Below are 13,909 nucleotides of genomic sequence, written 5' to 3'. Positions count from 1 at the left end.
CCATTTCGGAAAATGCATTTCCGGTCACGGGCGCTTTTGAGCAATCGCCCCACTCGGATATTTTCGGGCGCCGGCCTATCTTGCGCGGCTGAAAACCCTATTCTGTCTGCCTGTGCCTTTGCCTTGGGAGTGAAACCAATGAACAAGCCCGTCTCTTCCGCGCGCGTGCCCGGCCGCGGCCGCGTCTTCAATTCGATCACGGAGACGATTGGCGACACGCCGCTGGTCAGGCTGGACAAGTTCGCCAAGGAGAAGGGCATCGTCGCCAACCTCATGGCCAAGCTCGAATTCTTCAACCCGATCGCTTCGGTCAAGGACCGCATCGGCGTCGCCATGATCGAGGCGCTGGAGGAAGCCGGCAAGATCGCGCCCGGCAAGACCACGCTGATCGAGCCGACCTCCGGCAACACCGGCATCGCGCTCGCCTTCGCCGCCGCCGCCAAGGGCTACAAGCTGATCCTCACCATGCCGGAGACCATGTCGGTCGAGCGCCGCAAGATGCTGGCGCTGCTCGGCGCCGAGCTGGTGCTGACCGAAGGCCCGAAAGGCATGAAGGGCGCCATCGCCAAGGCCGACGAGCTCGCCGCCACGCTGCCCAATGCCATCATCCCGCAGCAGTTCGAGAATCCGGCCAATCCCGAGATCCACCGCCGCACCACGGCCGAGGAGATCTGGAATGACACCAATGGCGAGGTCGACATCTTCGTTTCCGCCATCGGCACCGGCGGCACCATCACCGGCGTCGGCCAGGTGCTGAAGAAGCGCAAGCCTTCGCTGCAGGTCGTGGCGGTCGAGCCAGAGGCCTCGCCGGTTCTGTCGGGCGGCCAGCCCGGCCCGCACAAGATCCAGGGCATCGGCGCCGGCTTCGCCCCGAAAATCCTCGACACCTCGATCTATGACGAGGTCGTCAGGGTCTCGAACGAGGATTCGGTCGCCAATGCCCGTCTGGTCGCCCGCCTCGAAGGCGTGCCGGTCGGCATCTCGTCGGGCGCCGCGCTCCAGGCGGCCATCGTCGTCGGCTCGCGGCCCGAGAACAAGGGCAAGAACCTCGTCGTCATCATCCCCTCCTTCGCCGAGCGCTATCTCTCGACCATCCTGTTCGACGGGCTGGGCGCTTAGGCGCGCATACCTCGGAGAGTGACTGCAACGGCCCTCACGGTCGTCATCCCAGGGCGAAGCAGGAGCGAAGCTCCGTCGCGTAGACCCTGGGATCCAGTCCGTGACCGTGGCCAGGGAATACCACGGTCCAGAATGGATACCGTCTGTCGCCACAGTTTGCGGACACTAGCGGAGCTGCTGTTCGTCACAGAAAGATTCGCAACGCTGTGACGCCGAGACGTCACGGCATGGATCCTCGGGTCTGCGCGCGTCGCTTCGCTCCTTGCTCCGCCCGTGGATGACGAAGTCGGGGACTCCTCGGTCAATCCCAAGAGCTTGCGGACAAGCGGCACTCTCCGGATGATCCCTGGCTGGACTGTTCAAAAAGAACCCGTGGCCGGCGCTGCCCGGCTTGAGGCGGGCGCGGCTTCCGGCTCATATCGCCGCCGCCCCAATCGGCCGGCGGGAGGATTTCTCATGTACAAGCTTTATACGCGCCCGGGCAGCGGCGGCTTCGTCGTCGAGGCGGCGCTTGCCATGGCCGGCCTGCCCTTCGAGCACATCGATGTGCCGAAGAAAGATCCGCCCGATCCGGCCTTCCTCGCCATCAGTCCGCTGAACCAGGTGCCCGTGCTGACGCTGCCCGATGGTCATTCGCTGACCGAATCGGCGGCAATCTGCATCCTGCTCGCCGAACGTCATCCGCGGGCCGGTCTCGCGCCGGAAGCGGGCTCGCCCGGCCGCGCCGATTTCCTGCGCTGGCTGGCCTTCATGTCGTCGGTGCTCTATCCGGCGGTCCTGCGGCTCTATTACGCGCACCGCTACACCGCCGATGGCGAAGGCCTGCAGCCGGTGAAGCAGGCGGCGGTCGCCGAGATGGATCGCGGCTTTGCCATTGTCGACCAGGCGCTGGCCGGCCGCGACTGGCTGGCCGGCGAGACGCTGTCGCTGGCCGACATCTACCTGGTCATGCTGGTGGCCTGGCATCCCGATATCGAGAAAGCGCGGGCCGCCTGGCCGAACATCGAACGCCTGTGGGCGAGGCTGCGCCAGCACGAGCTGATGCGCAAACTGAACGCAACGCATGAGATGTGGGCCTAAAAAAAGAGCGCGGCGGTCTGGCTCGACAGGTCGCACGCCTTGGAGATTGGCCGGAACGCCCATCACCTCGTCATCCGCGGGCGGAGCAAGGAGCGAAGCGACGCGCGCAGACCCGAGGATCCATGCCGCGACTTCGAGGCACCGCAACGGTGCGGAATTCTGCTCCGCTGCGGTCTACGATCAAGGTCACGGAATGGATTCCAGGGTCTCCGCGCGTCGCTTCGCGGCTGCTCCGCCCTGGAATGACGAGGTTGGGAGGCGCCAATCCCCAGCCGAAACGCCAATCGCGGTCGTCATCCACGGGCGGAGCAAGGAGCGAAGCGACGCGCGCAGACCCGAGGATCCATTCCGTAACTTCAGAGCGCCGCTGCGCTGCAGAATTCTGCTCCGCTGCATTACACGGCTCAGGTCACGGAATGGATTCCAGGGTCTCCGCGACGCCGCTTCGCGGCTGCTCCGCCCAGGAATGACGAGGCTGGGAGGCTTCCGCCAATCCCCTCAATTCCCAACAAGCCTCGCCTTCTCGCCCTGCAGGAAACGCCGCAGCGCCGGGTCGCGCTCGAGGCCGATGGCCCGGTCGTAGGACTGGGCCGCGTGCTTCGTATTGCCCAGCCTGGCCAACAGCCCGGCGCGAGCGGCCCAATAGGGCTGGTAGTCCTGCAGCCGCTTGTCCTCGCCCAGCACGTAGAGCGCCGCCAATCCGGCCGTTGCGCCCTCGGTCTCGGCGATCGCCACCGCGCGGTTGATCGCCACCACGGGCGAGCCGGCCACAGCCTGCAGCGCGTCGTAAAGCTGGCGGATCGCCGCCCAGTCGGTGCCGCCGCCGCGCCGGCGCGCCGTATGGGCGGACTGCACGGCGGCCTCCAGCTGGTAGCGGCCGATGATGCCCCTTTGCGCGGCGCGCACCAGCAGGGCTTCCGCCTCGTCGATCAGGCCGTCGTCCCAGAGCGCGACATCCTGCTCGGCCAAGGGCACGAAATCCCCTTGCGGGCCGCGCCGCGCCGAGCGGCGCGCCTCGGCGAACAGCATCAGCGCCAGCAGTCCCAGCGCCTCCGGCTCGTCCGGCATCAGCGAGGCGACCAGCCGTCCAAGCCAGATGCCTTCGGTGGCGAGGTTGCGGCGCCTCGTATCGGTGCCGGTCGCATCGGACCAGCCTTCGGCGAAGGTGGCGTAGATCGCCTCCAGCACGGCGCCCAGCCGGTCGCCGAGCTCCGCCTGCTCCGGCACGCGGAACGGAATTCCGGTCTCGCGGATGCGCGCCTTGGCCCGCACCAGCCGCTGCCCCATCGTCGCCGGCGAAACCAGGAAGGCCGAGGCGATCGTCGCAGCGTCGAAACCGAGGATGGTCTGCAGGATCAGCGGCGCGCGCACGCCGGCTTCGATCGCCGGATGGGCGCAGGCGAACATCAGCCGCAGCCGGTCGTCGGGCAGCTCCTCGCCGCTCATGCGCGCCTCCATCTCCTCGGCAATCAGCTGCAGATGATCGCGGGCCGCCTCGCCGGTCAGCCGCCGCCGCACCGCGTCCACGTCGCGCCGGCGCGCCACCGAAAGCAGCCAGGCCTCCGGCTGCGCCGGCACGCCGGTCCGCGGCCAGCGTTCGAGCGCCGCCGCGAAGGCGTCGGCCAGCGCGTCCTCGGCGCCGGCAACGTCGCGCGTGCGCGCCGCCAGCCAGGCGACCAGCTTGCCGTAGCTGCGCCGGGCGGCCGCCTCGGCCGCCGCCCGCGCGATCTCCGAGCGATCGTCCATCACAAGGTTCGCTATGCGGCGGCTATGTACTCGGCCATTTCCCATATGGGCCGCACCTCGACCGTGCCGCTGCTGGACGCGGGGCAGCGCGCACCCCATTCGATGGCCGTGTCGATGTCGGCTGCCTCGATCATGTAGAAACCTGCCAATTGCTCCTTGGTGTCGGCATAGGGGCCGTCGAGCACATTGGTCTTGCCGTTCGCCATCCGCACCGCGGTGGCCGCCTGGGTCGGACGCAGCCGCTCGCCGGCGATGTAGGCACCGGATGTCTTCAGCGCCTCGGTATAGGCGCCATAGGCCGCGAGCACCTGCTGGGTCTGCTCCTTCGGAGCGTTCGCCATCGCGGCTTCGTCATTATAGATCAAAAGCATGTATCGCATGGTCTTCTCCCGTTTCTTGAAGGCCGCATCGTCGCGTGCCGGTCTATGTCGTGCGGCCGCGGCCGATTTCGACAGGCGTCGGAAAAATCTTCTTCTTCATCGCGCGATTCCGCAAGAACCAGGCTCTCCGGGCAACCACGGCCGATCGCGGAATGCTTGAGCAATTGGCAGCGCCGCCGCTCGGCACTATCCTTTTCTCTGGGTCGGGACGGATCGCGCGCGAGACGGGAAAAAGACCATGGAACTTGTGACCCACAAGAAATTCAAGAACGGCCGGCTGATGCCTTGGGGAAAAGGAACGGTCGTCAGCGGAGCGAAGGGGACCGTCTATCTGTGCGGAAACACGGCGACGTCGGACGACTACGATCCAATGGGCAAGGCCGGTGGTGGCTTCGTCGGCGATGCGGCGGCGCAATGGTGCGCCGTGCTCGGCAACATCAAATCCGATCTGGAGGAACTCGGCAGCGGCCTCGAACATCTCATCAGGCTGACTTTCTTCGTCAGGGGGCCGTTTCCCGATGGCGGCGTTCTCGGTTCGCCCAATTTTCGCCTGGACGTGCTGGACGAGTTCTTCGCCGAGCATTGTCCCAAGCACTGCAGCTACAACAATCCGCCGCCCTCGGAGGTGATCGGGGTTGCGGCACTTGCTCAAGCCGATATCGTCATCGAAATCGTCGCGGTCGCGGCGCTGCCGGATTGAGCTTCGCGACAGCCAGCTGCCGGCACAGACTCGAGCCAGCCGCGATAGCGCACGATCAGTCCGGCGAGCGGGTGCGATATCTCGACATGGAAGCGGAAGCGGCCGTCCTCCACGGTTTCGTATGCGTTCGAGCGCGGGCAAAGCCACATCGGCAATGGCAGGCCGAGAAGGCTCCAGCGGCGCAGCACGAGCGACAGGCGGTTCTCCCCGGCCACCAGCGCCATGGCAAAGGTCAGCGGGCCGAAACCTTCGCAAAGCAGCTGCTCCGAACGGCCGCGCCCGGCGAATTGCCGGCTCGAAAAGCCGTGCGTTCCAAAAGTCCGCGTCCAGGTCTCGCCATCCGCGTCGATGTCGAAGCGCACCTTGACCGCAACATCCGTCCCGGCGGCGGGGAAGCCGATCAGCCGCGCGACAAGCCGGCTAAGCATGCCATCGTCGCGCTCCACGCTGGCGCGCCCTTGCGCCATAACCGCGCCCTCATGCATGGCCCGGACCTCGGCCGGAAGGTTTTTCCACGCATCGCCGAGCAGATCGGGATAGAGCGCCTTTCCCTTGCCGGTATCGTCCCTGAAGCCGCTATGGATCGTCTTGCCGGCGAAGAGCGCTTCATAGTCCTCCAGCTCGACGTCGCTCACCGCCGCCCGCGCACCCGGCGCCGGCATGCGGCCGTCGAGCGCCTTGCGGACGATCGCCGCGACCGCCATGGACGGGATCAGCGGCCCGTCATCGCCCTCGGCCAAAAGGTGCCAGGACCGCTTGATCGGCTTGCCGGCTTCGTCCGCGCCTTCGGCCGCGACGAACATGCCGCCGCGATGCTCGCCCCATGACAGCCGGTTGGTCGCCCAATGCATCAGCGGCGCCAGCGGCGACAGCGAGCGGATGAGGCCAGTACGCGCCAGCCATGCCAGGCCGATCAGCGCCCGGTGCAGCACCTCGGGCACCGGCCCGGCGCCCATCCAGATCGTGCTCGCTTCCGGCCACAGCGCCTGCAGCGCGCGCAAATCTGGCACGTCGACCAGCGAAAACAGCGTGTTCCTCACCGGCACGCGTCCGGGCGGCGCGATCGTGTAGCGCATCTGCTCGGTGAGAGGGTAGCCCTCGGCCGGCCTGCCGTCGCGCAGCAGCCGCACCGGCCGGCCGGCATAGCTCGCGATGGCGCGGATGACGTTTTCGCCGACGCCGGCGAAAGGCGACGGCGCGATGCCACCGCGGATCGTGTCGACGCGCGCCATGCCGGCCGAAAGGCGCCGCACCACCGCTGCCGTCAGCACCGGGAAGCTCGACACGCCCGAGAGCACAAGGATACCGGCCGCCCTGGCCGCCGCATCGAAGCCGGCAACGCCGGCGACGAACTCCGAACCGTCGGCAAGGTCGAGATAATGGATGCGCGCTTCGATACAGGCTTCGATCAGCCGGTAGCGACCCTCGCCATAGGCCTGGAATGGGCCGCTGGCGTCGACGACAATGTCGGGCGCCAAGGCGAGTTGCGCGCCGAGGTCGCCGTCGCGGTCGAACGCCGCCGGCGCCAGCCGCGCCTTGGTATCGCCTCGACCCTTGCAATAGGCCGCTGCCTTGGCGAGCGACCGGCCGGCGATGATGAGCTCGAGGCGAGGCTCGTTCTCCAGGAGCTGGACGATGCGTCCGCCGAAGGTGCCGTAGCCGCCGACGATGAGAAGCTTCATAGCCTTGCCCCCAAGCCAGTCCTGCCGCAATTCCGGACGGAAAACCGTTTCACACTTTTCTGGAATTGCTTTAGCCGATCAGCCGCTCCCGCAACTCGGCCGAAGGAATGTCGCAACTGTCCTTGCGGCCGAACAGCGCGTAGCGGTTCTTGGCGATGCGGTCGTAGAGCCAGTCGCGCAGCGGCCGCGGCAGGATGAGCAGCGTGTTGGTCGCGCGCCATGGCCAGCCGAGCGTGGACATGACCGCGACGAAACTGTCGAGCTTCGTGAAGGCCGCGCCGTCGATAATGGCAAGGTTGCTGTCGTAATCGTCGGTCGGCAGGCCGTGCTGGCGAAACAGCGCCTCGCCGAGCGGCGATTGCGCCGTGGCGAAGCGGAAGCGTTTTTCCCGGTCGAGCCTGAGGATAAGCTGGACGAAGCCCGAGCAGAACACGCAGACGCCGTCGAAGACGATCAGCGGCAGGCTTGCGTCATAGGCCTGGCTTGGAGAGGCGGGACGGTTCGGTTCGGGCAGGTCGGTCATGGCGGCCCCGGCTGCTTGTGTCCCTAAAGCAATTCCAGGAAAAGTGTGAGCGGTTTTCCGTCCGGAATTGCGTCAAACTAGGGGGAGACACTAAGCCAGCCGGCGGCGGCGTCAAAGCCGCGGCGTTGTCGCACGCCAGTTGGCGGCGAGCGTCAGGCGCTCGGCGCGATAGGTGGTGGCGCGCTGGTCGGCGGCAGGCCGGCAGATGCGGCTGTGGTGGGCGCGTTCGCGAGTCATGATCAGTTCGCGCTGACGCCCAGCGAGTTGCCGCGGCGCGCGCAAGCCGGGCCCGGGCCGCGCATGTAATAGCGCTCCGGCCGATAGGTCGGCGCGACGAATTCGCGAATGGCGGCGGCGTAGCCGGCGATGTGATTCCAGAAGTTCATTTTCCTTGGTCCCTGTCCCGCTTTCGGATGTCCCGTCCGAATTGATCGAGAGCATAGCGTCGAGGCGTGAATAGTCGGTGAACGTGATGTTAATTTCTGGTCCGAAAGTCGTTGCATCGTGGCCGGATTGCGGCTGATTCGGGGTCTTTCGGTGCCTTTCGTCGCGATTCCGTTCCGTGTGACTTTTGCATCACATATGTTTCGTTCCGATGTCGCTTGGACGCGCTTGTGTTTCACGTTCGTGCGGCGCGGGGAAGTTTCCTTTCGCGCGGCCCGATGGGCTGGAACCTGTCAAAGAAGACAACGTTGACCTCGCAAGGCCGGGGCGAACCTGGCCATGTTGACGGCTGTCCGCCGCGCAACTTTCCCACAACGCGAAACATGGAAGGCAACCGCCATGGGCTTCTTTTCGAAAGACATCAAGACGCTGGACGACCTCTTCATCCACACGCTGCGCGATATCTATTATGCCGAGAAGCAGATCGAGAAATCGCTGCCGAAGATGATCGACAAGGCGACCGATCCCCAATTGAAGGCCGGCTTCGAGAAGCATCTCGCGCAGACCAAGGGCCACATCGAGCGGGTCGAGCAGGTGTTCGAACTGCACGGTGTCAAGGCCAAGACTGTCAACTGCCCGGCCATCGACGGCATCCTTGCAGAGGCTGACGAAGTCAGCGGCGATGTCGACGACAAGGAAGTTCTGGATGCAGCGCTGATCGCCTCCGCCCAGGCCGTCGAACATTATGAGATAACGCGCTACGGCACGCTGATCGCCTGGGCCAGGCAGCTCGGCCGCAGCGACTGCGCCAACGTGCTGGCCAAGAACCTCAAGGAAGAAGAGGCGACCGACCGCAAGCTCACCGAGATCGCCGAAAGCAAGGTCAACCTGCAGGCCGCCGAATAACAGGCCGCGTGGCCAGCCTCCCCGGAACCCAAGCGAACCCCTGTCCGTTGCGGTTGAAACCGCATCGCGCAGGAGTTCGCAATGGCACCACGTCCGGCCTGGAAGGGCTATCTCAAGCTGTCGCTGGTCACATGTGCCATCGAGCTGACCAACGTCGTGACCCATGCCGAGAAAGTCTCGTTCCGCATCCTCAACCGAAAGACCGGCAACACCGTCAAACGCATCTATGTCGATGCCGGGACCGGCAAGCCGCTCGAAGAGGGCGACGAGATCAAGGGTTATGAGGTGAGCGACGGCGATTTCATTCATATCGAGGAGGACGAGATCGAGGCGGTGCAGATCGAATCCTCGCACACGATGAGCCTCGACGGTTTCGTCGAGAAATCGTCGATAGAGCAGATATATCTCGACACGCCCTATTATGTCTCTCCGGCCGACAAGGTCTCGGAAGAAGCCTTCGCCGTCATCCGCGACGCCATGGCGGCGAGGAAAATGGCCGGCCTCGCGCGCATCGTGCTCTACCAGCGCGAGCGCCCGGTGGTGATCGAGCCGCTCGGCAAGGGCATGGTGCTGACCACCTTGCGCTATGACGACACCGTGCGCCGGCCGGCGACGGTGTTCGAGGACATAGCGGCGGCGAAGACCGACAAGGAGATGATCGACCTCGCCCAGCATATCATCGACGGCAAGAAGACGAAGTTCGATCCGTCGAAATTCGAGGACCGCTACGAGGACGCGTTGCTCGAGCTGATCCGCGCCAAGAAGGCGGGCAAGAAGGCGCCCAAGGCCAAGGCGCCGCCGAAGCCCTCCAATGTGGTCAACCTGTTCGACGCGCTGAAGAAAAGCCTCAACGCGGAAGGCGGCGGCAAAGCCACATCGAAAGCGGCGGCCGGGAAAAGCAAGAGCAAGCCCGCGCCGAAACGTAAATCCGCATAGGAGAATGGCGCCATGGCCGGCCTCGAGCAATATCACGCCAAGCGCGATTTCAGGAAAACCGCCGAGCCGGCCGGCAAGGTAACGCGCGGCAAGCAGGCGGGCGGCATCTTCGTCGTCCAGAAGCATGCCGCCACACGGCTTCACTATGATTTCCGGCTGGAGCATGACGGCGTCTTGTGGAGCTGGGCGGTGACGCGCGGGCCGAGCCTCGATCCGCATGAGAAGCGGCTGGCCGTTCATGTCGAGGATCACCCGATCGACTATGCTTCCTTCGAAGGCACCATTCCGAAGGGCCAGTATGGCGGCGGCTCGGTCATCGTCTGGGACGAAGGCAGGTGGACGCCGGACGGCGATCCGGCCCAGGGCATGAAGAAGGGCCATATCGACTTCGAGCTCGAAGGCCACAAGCTCAACGGCCGCTGGCATCTGGTCAGGCTGAGGCCGCGCCCCGGCGAGAAGCGCGACAACTGGCTGCTGATCAAATCCGACGATGCCGCTGCCCGTCCCGGCGAGGATGTTCTTGCGGACGAGCCGAAATCGGTGAAGTCGGGCCTGACCATCGAGGAGGTCGGCGAAGGCAAAGCCGCCAAGGGCGAGAAGCCGAAGGTGTGGCAATCCAACAGGCCTGCCGCCGGCAAGGCCAAGGCCGGGCATGGCAAGCGTCTCGAATTCATTGAGCCGCAGCTGGCGACGCTGGAGAAGGATGCGCCTGCCGGCGAAGACTGGCTGCATGAAGTGAAGTTCGACGGCTACCGCATGCAGGCGCAGATCGAAGGCAGCGACGTCAGGCTGCTCACTCGCGCCGGCCTCGACTGGACCGGAAAGTTCGACGGTCCGGTGACGGCAGCGCTTGCCAAGCTGAAATGCCGCGACGCCATCATCGACGGCGAAGTCGTGGTACTGGCCGACAGCGGCGTGTCGTCCTTCCCGTTGCTGCAGGCGGACTTGTCGGCCCGCCGCGCCGACCGCTTCGTCTATTATGTCTTCGACCTGATGCGGCTCGACGGCAGGGATTTGCGCCGCGAGCCGCTGGTCGAGCGCAAGCAGGCGCTGGCCGAGCTGCTCGGCAAGCAGCCCGAAAATTCGGCGCTGCGCTTCAGCGATCACTTTCATGAGCCGGGCAAGGTCATGCTGCAGCATGTCTGCCGCATGGGCCTGGAAGGCGTGGTGTCGAAGCGGGCCGACGCGCCCTACCGCAGCGGGAGGGGGCTCTCCTGGATCAAGTCGAAATGCACGCTCAGGCAGGAATTCGTGATCGGCGGCTATCTGCCTTCCGACAAGACGGGACGCGGCGTGCGCTCGCTGCTGGTCGGCTTCAACGAGGGCGGCAAGCTGCATTATGCCGGCCGCGTCGGCACCGGCTTTTCCGGCAAAGTGTTGACGGATTTGAAAAAGAAGCTCGACGGGCTCACGGCGAAGACGTCGCCCTTTTCGGCCGCCGTGCCGAAGGGCAAGGGGCTCACCTTCGTCAAGCCGGAACTTGTCGGCGAGGTGGAGTTCCGCAGTTGGACATCCGACCGTATAATCCGCCACGCCTCGTTCCAGGGGCTTCGCGAGGACAAGCCGCCGGAGGAAGTCGTGCAGGAACAACCGAAGAAAGCCGAGACCGGGGCCAAAACGAGCGTGAAGACCGCGCCGAAATCATCGGCAGGAACGGCCAGGACGTCGATAAAGCTCTCGCATCCCGAGAAGCTGCTATGGCCCGACGAGAAGGTTTCGAAACAGGACCTGCTCGATCACTATGCGCTGGTCTGGCCGCGCATGGAGCCATTCGTCGTCAACCGGCCGCTGAGCCTGGTGCGCGCGCCGGACGGCATCCACGGCCAGCGCTTCTTCCAGAAACACGCCTCGCCCGGCATGAGCGACAAGATCGCCAGGATGAAGGATCCGACCGATGGCGAGGAGATCCTGTTCATCAAGGATTTCGACGGCCTTGCCGCGCTTGTCCAGTATGGCGTGGTCGAGGTGCATATCTGGGGCTGCACGCTCGATGCGTTGGAAAAGCCGGACCAGATCATCTTCGACCTCGATCCGGACGAAGGTGTCGATGTCTCCAAGGTGCGCGAGGCAGCGCTCGACATCCGCAAGCAGCTCGACGAGCTGTCGCTGCCGAACCTGGTCAAGACCTCCGGCGGCAAGGGCTATCACGTGCTGGTGCCGCTGAAACCGTCGGCGGAGTGGGACGCGGTCAAGGATTTCGCGCATGATTTCGCCCGCGCGCTGGAGCAGGCGGCACCCGATCGCTACACGGCGACGCTGTCGAAGAAGGCGCGCACCGGGAAAATCTTCGTCGACTACCTGCGCAACGGTCGCGGCTCGACGACGGTCGCGCCCTATTCCTCGCGCGCCAAGAAGGGCGCGACGGTATCGATGCCGGTGACGTGGGCGGAGCTCGAGAAGGGCTTGGCGCCGAATGCTTTCCCGCTTGGCGATGCTTCCACGCTGGCACAGCTGAAGAAGGCTGATCCGTGGAAGGAGTTCTTCAAGCTGGGGAAGGTGTTGAAGCGGGGGTGAGCGTGTGCCGGGGAGGAAGGCCACGCCGCGATCCTTCGCGCCCCCCTCTGTCCTGCCGGACATCTCCCCCTCAAGGGGGGAGATCAGCTGTCACGCCAGGTTTCGCCAATCGCCGGCGTTGCAGGAGAGGCGCCTACGCCCAAGCTGCCAATCTCCCCCCTTGAGGGGGAGATGCCCGGCAGGGCAGAGGGGGGTGCCTCGCGCCGACATTGCGAGGTTATCGTTGCACCCGCCCTACGCCAGAAACACCCGCTCAAACTCCCGCCTTCCCCCTGGCGAGAACACCACGGCGCGACTGTCTTTCTCGCGTCGCGCCCATTTTTCGGCAATGATCTTGTCGAGGATGGCGGCGCCCAGCGTGCCGGCGAGATGCGAGCGCCGCACGCTCCAGTCGAGGCAGGCGCGGCACACCGGCCGCCGCGCCTTGGCATGGGTCTCGATGCCGAGCGCGGAAAAATGCGAGGCGCCGGATGACGAGAGCCTGATCTCATTGTCGTCGCGCAGCAAAAGCTTCCTGTCGAAGAGCCGGTCGAGCATCGCCACGGCCTGCTCGCCGGCGAGGTGGTCGTAGCAGACCCGCGCCACGCGCATGGCCGCATCGCGCGGTCCGGGCCGCACGCGCTTCGGGCCAACCGCCTCGGCGACGCCGATGATCGCCTCGATCATGCCGGCCACCTGCGCGCTGGCCAAGCCGTAGTAGCGATGCCGGCCCTGGCTGGCCAAGGTCAGCAACCCGCCATCCATCAGCTTCGACAGATGCGAGGAAGCGGTGGGCAGCGACACCCCGGCCTCCAGCGCCAGCTCCGACGCCGTCAGCGCCGTGCCGCCCATCAGGGCGTTCAGCATATTGGCGCGGGCCGGGTCGCCGACCAGGCTGGCGATGCGGGCGATGTCGGGTCCTTCACGCATGGTTCGATCCTCATCGAAGCATTCCCGTCAGGGAAGCACTATTCTGCGGTCATCTCAAGCAGCGCGGCAAACTCTCCTGACACGAAGATGCCTAGCACAATGACGCAAGCGATGTTTCGACCGGGATCGAACCGTCGTCGTCGAAAACCAACCAGACGAGGAGACCGACAATGACCATCACCTGCTTCATCCGCTATGAGATTGACCCGTTCGGCAAGGCGGCCTTCGAGCAATATGCGCGGGCCTGGGGCCAGGCCATTCCGCGTTGCGGCGCCGATCTGATCGGCTACTACGCCCCGCATGAAGGCTCTGCCACCACGGCCTACGCCGCCTACAACATCGAGAGCCTTGCGGCCTACGAAGCCTATCGTGCGCGGCTTGCCGCCGACCCTGCCGGCAAGGCAAATTACGAGTTCGCGCGGCGCGAGAAATTCATCCTCAAGGAGGATCGCGTCTTCCTGAAGCTGGTGTCCGGACCGCACGGCCCGAGGCAGCTGTTCCAGACGAACGTGGTGGTGAACGAAGGGATCGAGGCATGATCGCAGTCATCTTCGAGGTGGAGCCGGCGGAGGGAAAGCGCGATGCCTATCTCGGCATCGCCGCCAATCTCCGGCCGCTGCTCGACGGCATCGACGGCTTCATCTCGGTAGAGCGCTTCCAGAGCCTTGCCGATCCGAAGCGCGTGCTGTCGCTGTCATTCTGGCGCGACGAGGAAGCGGTGAAGGCCTGGCGCAACACCGAGGAGCACCGGCAGGCGCAGCAGGCCGGCCGTGGCGGAATCTTTGCCGGCTACCGTCTGCGCATCGCCCATGTCGTGCGCGACTATGGGCTGACGGAGAGGCAAGAGGCGCCGGCGGACAGCAAGGCGGTGAATGGGTAGCGCGATTCTTCCTTCTCCCCCTTGTGGGAGAAGGTGGACGGCGCTTTAGCGCCGAGACGGATGAGGGGTGCTCCAGCGGCGTGAGACGCTGGTGGCATCTGGAACACCCCTCACCCGTCGCCTTCGGCGACATCTTCTCCCACAAGGGGA

15 protein-coding genes are annotated in these 13,909 nt (G+C 65.4%); 8 read left to right on the top strand and 7 right to left on the bottom strand.

The window, feature by feature from the left end; genetic code table 11:
- Positions 1-138: 138 nt before the first annotated feature.
- Positions 139-1,119: a cysteine synthase A gene (gene cysK, locus AC0YKC_RS12655; protein ID WP_320293809.1), complete on the top strand. Its 981-nt coding sequence runs from the start codon at positions 139-141 to the stop codon at positions 1,117-1,119.
- A gap of 456 nt (positions 1,120-1,575) precedes the next feature.
- Positions 1,576-2,199, top strand: a complete 624-nt coding sequence (locus AC0YKC_RS12650) for a glutathione S-transferase family protein (protein ID WP_488511261.1) — start codon at positions 1,576-1,578, stop codon at positions 2,197-2,199.
- Positions 2,200-2,697: 498 nt separating this feature from the next.
- Here AC0YKC_RS12650 and AC0YKC_RS12645 read toward each other — a convergent pair whose 3' ends face one another.
- Entirely contained in the window at positions 2,698-3,945 is a 1,248-nt protein-coding gene (locus AC0YKC_RS12645) for an RNA polymerase sigma factor (protein ID WP_488511260.1), read from the bottom strand.
- Between the two features lie 11 nt (positions 3,946-3,956).
- A complete protein-coding gene (locus AC0YKC_RS12640; protein WP_320293812.1) occupies positions 3,957-4,325 on the bottom strand; it encodes a YciI family protein in 369 nt (122 codons plus the stop codon).
- 238 nt (positions 4,326-4,563) lie between these two features.
- Between AC0YKC_RS12640 and AC0YKC_RS12635 the strand changes: the two genes are divergently transcribed.
- Positions 4,564-5,025: a RidA family protein gene (locus AC0YKC_RS12635; protein ID WP_488511259.1), complete on the top strand. Its 462-nt coding sequence runs from the start codon at positions 4,564-4,566 to the stop codon at positions 5,023-5,025.
- Here AC0YKC_RS12635 and AC0YKC_RS12630 read toward each other — a convergent pair.
- From AC0YKC_RS12630 to AC0YKC_RS12615, 4 genes are all read right to left on the bottom strand, one after another.
- Positions 4,974-6,707, bottom strand: coding sequence for a saccharopine dehydrogenase family protein (locus AC0YKC_RS12630; RefSeq protein ID WP_488511258.1), 1,734 nt, complete (start codon positions 6,705-6,707; stop codon positions 4,974-4,976). The two genes, AC0YKC_RS12635 and AC0YKC_RS12630, sit on opposite strands and share 52 nt — an antisense overlap.
- 70 nt (positions 6,708-6,777) lie before the next feature.
- Positions 6,778-7,230, bottom strand: a complete 453-nt coding sequence (locus AC0YKC_RS12625; RefSeq protein ID WP_320293815.1) for a thiol-disulfide oxidoreductase DCC family protein — start codon at positions 7,228-7,230, stop codon at positions 6,778-6,780.
- A 111-nt stretch (positions 7,231-7,341) separates the two neighbouring features.
- Positions 7,342-7,467, bottom strand: a complete 126-nt coding sequence (locus AC0YKC_RS12620; RefSeq protein WP_263498209.1) for a hypothetical protein — start codon at positions 7,465-7,467, stop codon at positions 7,342-7,344.
- Between the two features lie 2 nt (positions 7,468-7,469).
- Complete coding sequence (locus AC0YKC_RS12615) at positions 7,470-7,616, bottom strand: hypothetical protein (protein ID WP_108702809.1); 147 nt, start codon at positions 7,614-7,616, stop codon at positions 7,470-7,472.
- A gap of 397 nt (positions 7,617-8,013) precedes the next feature.
- Between AC0YKC_RS12615 and AC0YKC_RS12610 the strand changes: the two genes are divergently transcribed.
- The 3 genes from AC0YKC_RS12610 to ligD all read left to right on the top strand — a co-directional run bounded on the left by AC0YKC_RS12610 (position 8,014) and on the right by ligD (position 11,970).
- Positions 8,014-8,520, top strand: a complete 507-nt coding sequence (locus AC0YKC_RS12610; protein ID WP_140545781.1) for a YciE/YciF ferroxidase family protein — start codon at positions 8,014-8,016, stop codon at positions 8,518-8,520.
- Positions 8,521-8,601: 81 nt separating this feature from the next.
- Positions 8,602-9,456: a non-homologous end joining protein Ku gene (gene ku / locus AC0YKC_RS12605; RefSeq protein ID WP_434724652.1), complete on the top strand. Its 855-nt coding sequence runs from the start codon at positions 8,602-8,604 to the stop codon at positions 9,454-9,456.
- A gap of 12 nt (positions 9,457-9,468) precedes the next feature.
- Positions 9,469-11,970 (top strand): DNA ligase D, encoded by a 2,502-nt coding sequence (ligD, locus tag AC0YKC_RS12600; RefSeq protein WP_488511257.1) that lies wholly within the window; start codon positions 9,469-9,471, stop codon positions 11,968-11,970.
- Positions 11,971-12,204: 234 nt separating this feature from the next.
- Here ligD and AC0YKC_RS12595 read toward each other — a convergent pair whose 3' ends face one another.
- Complete coding sequence (locus AC0YKC_RS12595) at positions 12,205-12,879, bottom strand: ArsR/SmtB family transcription factor (RefSeq protein ID WP_488511256.1); 675 nt, start codon at positions 12,877-12,879, stop codon at positions 12,205-12,207.
- 170 nt (positions 12,880-13,049) lie between these two features.
- Here AC0YKC_RS12595 and AC0YKC_RS12590 point away from each other — a divergent pair, with 170 nt between their 5' ends.
- Together AC0YKC_RS12590 and AC0YKC_RS12585 are read left to right on the top strand one after the other, a co-directional pair.
- The gene (locus AC0YKC_RS12590) at positions 13,050-13,418 is read left to right on the top strand and encodes an NIPSNAP family protein (RefSeq protein WP_488511255.1); all 369 of its coding nucleotides are present in this window, start codon (positions 13,050-13,052) and stop codon (positions 13,416-13,418) included.
- Positions 13,415-13,759 (top strand): antibiotic biosynthesis monooxygenase family protein, encoded by a 345-nt coding sequence (locus tag AC0YKC_RS12585; protein ID WP_488511254.1) that lies wholly within the window; start codon positions 13,415-13,417, stop codon positions 13,757-13,759. The genes AC0YKC_RS12590 and AC0YKC_RS12585 overlap by 4 nt, the downstream gene beginning before the upstream one ends.
- Positions 13,760-13,909 lie beyond the last annotated feature (150 nt).

It is taken from the genome of Mesorhizobium sp. CNPSo 4661 (genome assembly GCF_057784215.1).
This window is presented reverse-complemented; position numbering and strand designations above follow the sequence as displayed.

What these genes read in the sequence shown, in the direction of transcription:
- cysK (WP_320293809.1), top strand. Translation starts at nt 139, where the DNA reads ATGAACAAGCCCGTCTCTTCCGCGCGCGTGCCCGGCCGCGGCCGCGTC.
- AC0YKC_RS12650 (WP_488511261.1), top strand. Translation starts at nt 1,576, where the DNA reads ATGTACAAGCTTTATACGCGCCCGGGCAGCGGCGGCTTCGTCGTCGAG.
- AC0YKC_RS12645 (WP_488511260.1), bottom strand. Translation starts at nt 3,945, where the DNA reads ATGGACGATCGCTCGGAGATCGCGCGGGCGGCGGCCGAGGCGGCCGCC.
- AC0YKC_RS12640 (WP_320293812.1), bottom strand. Translation starts at nt 4,325, where the DNA reads ATGCGATACATGCTTTTGATCTATAATGACGAAGCCGCGATGGCGAAC.
- AC0YKC_RS12635 (WP_488511259.1), top strand. Translation starts at nt 4,564, where the DNA reads ATGGAACTTGTGACCCACAAGAAATTCAAGAACGGCCGGCTGATGCCT.
- AC0YKC_RS12630 (WP_488511258.1), bottom strand. Translation starts at nt 6,707, where the DNA reads ATGAAGCTTCTCATCGTCGGCGGCTACGGCACCTTCGGCGGACGCATC.
- AC0YKC_RS12625 (WP_320293815.1), bottom strand. Translation starts at nt 7,230, where the DNA reads ATGACCGACCTGCCCGAACCGAACCGTCCCGCCTCTCCAAGCCAGGCC.
- AC0YKC_RS12620 (WP_263498209.1), bottom strand. Translation starts at nt 7,467, where the DNA reads ATGACTCGCGAACGCGCCCACCACAGCCGCATCTGCCGGCCTGCCGCC.
- AC0YKC_RS12615 (WP_108702809.1), bottom strand. Translation starts at nt 7,616, where the DNA reads ATGAACTTCTGGAATCACATCGCCGGCTACGCCGCCGCCATTCGCGAA.
- AC0YKC_RS12610 (WP_140545781.1), top strand. Translation starts at nt 8,014, where the DNA reads ATGGGCTTCTTTTCGAAAGACATCAAGACGCTGGACGACCTCTTCATC.
- ku (WP_434724652.1), top strand. Translation starts at nt 8,602, where the DNA reads ATGGCACCACGTCCGGCCTGGAAGGGCTATCTCAAGCTGTCGCTGGTC.
- ligD (WP_488511257.1), top strand. Translation starts at nt 9,469, where the DNA reads ATGGCCGGCCTCGAGCAATATCACGCCAAGCGCGATTTCAGGAAAACC.
- AC0YKC_RS12595 (WP_488511256.1), bottom strand. Translation starts at nt 12,879, where the DNA reads ATGCGTGAAGGACCCGACATCGCCCGCATCGCCAGCCTGGTCGGCGAC.
- AC0YKC_RS12590 (WP_488511255.1), top strand. Translation starts at nt 13,050, where the DNA reads ATGACCATCACCTGCTTCATCCGCTATGAGATTGACCCGTTCGGCAAG.
- AC0YKC_RS12585 (WP_488511254.1), top strand. Translation starts at nt 13,415, where the DNA reads ATGATCGCAGTCATCTTCGAGGTGGAGCCGGCGGAGGGAAAGCGCGAT.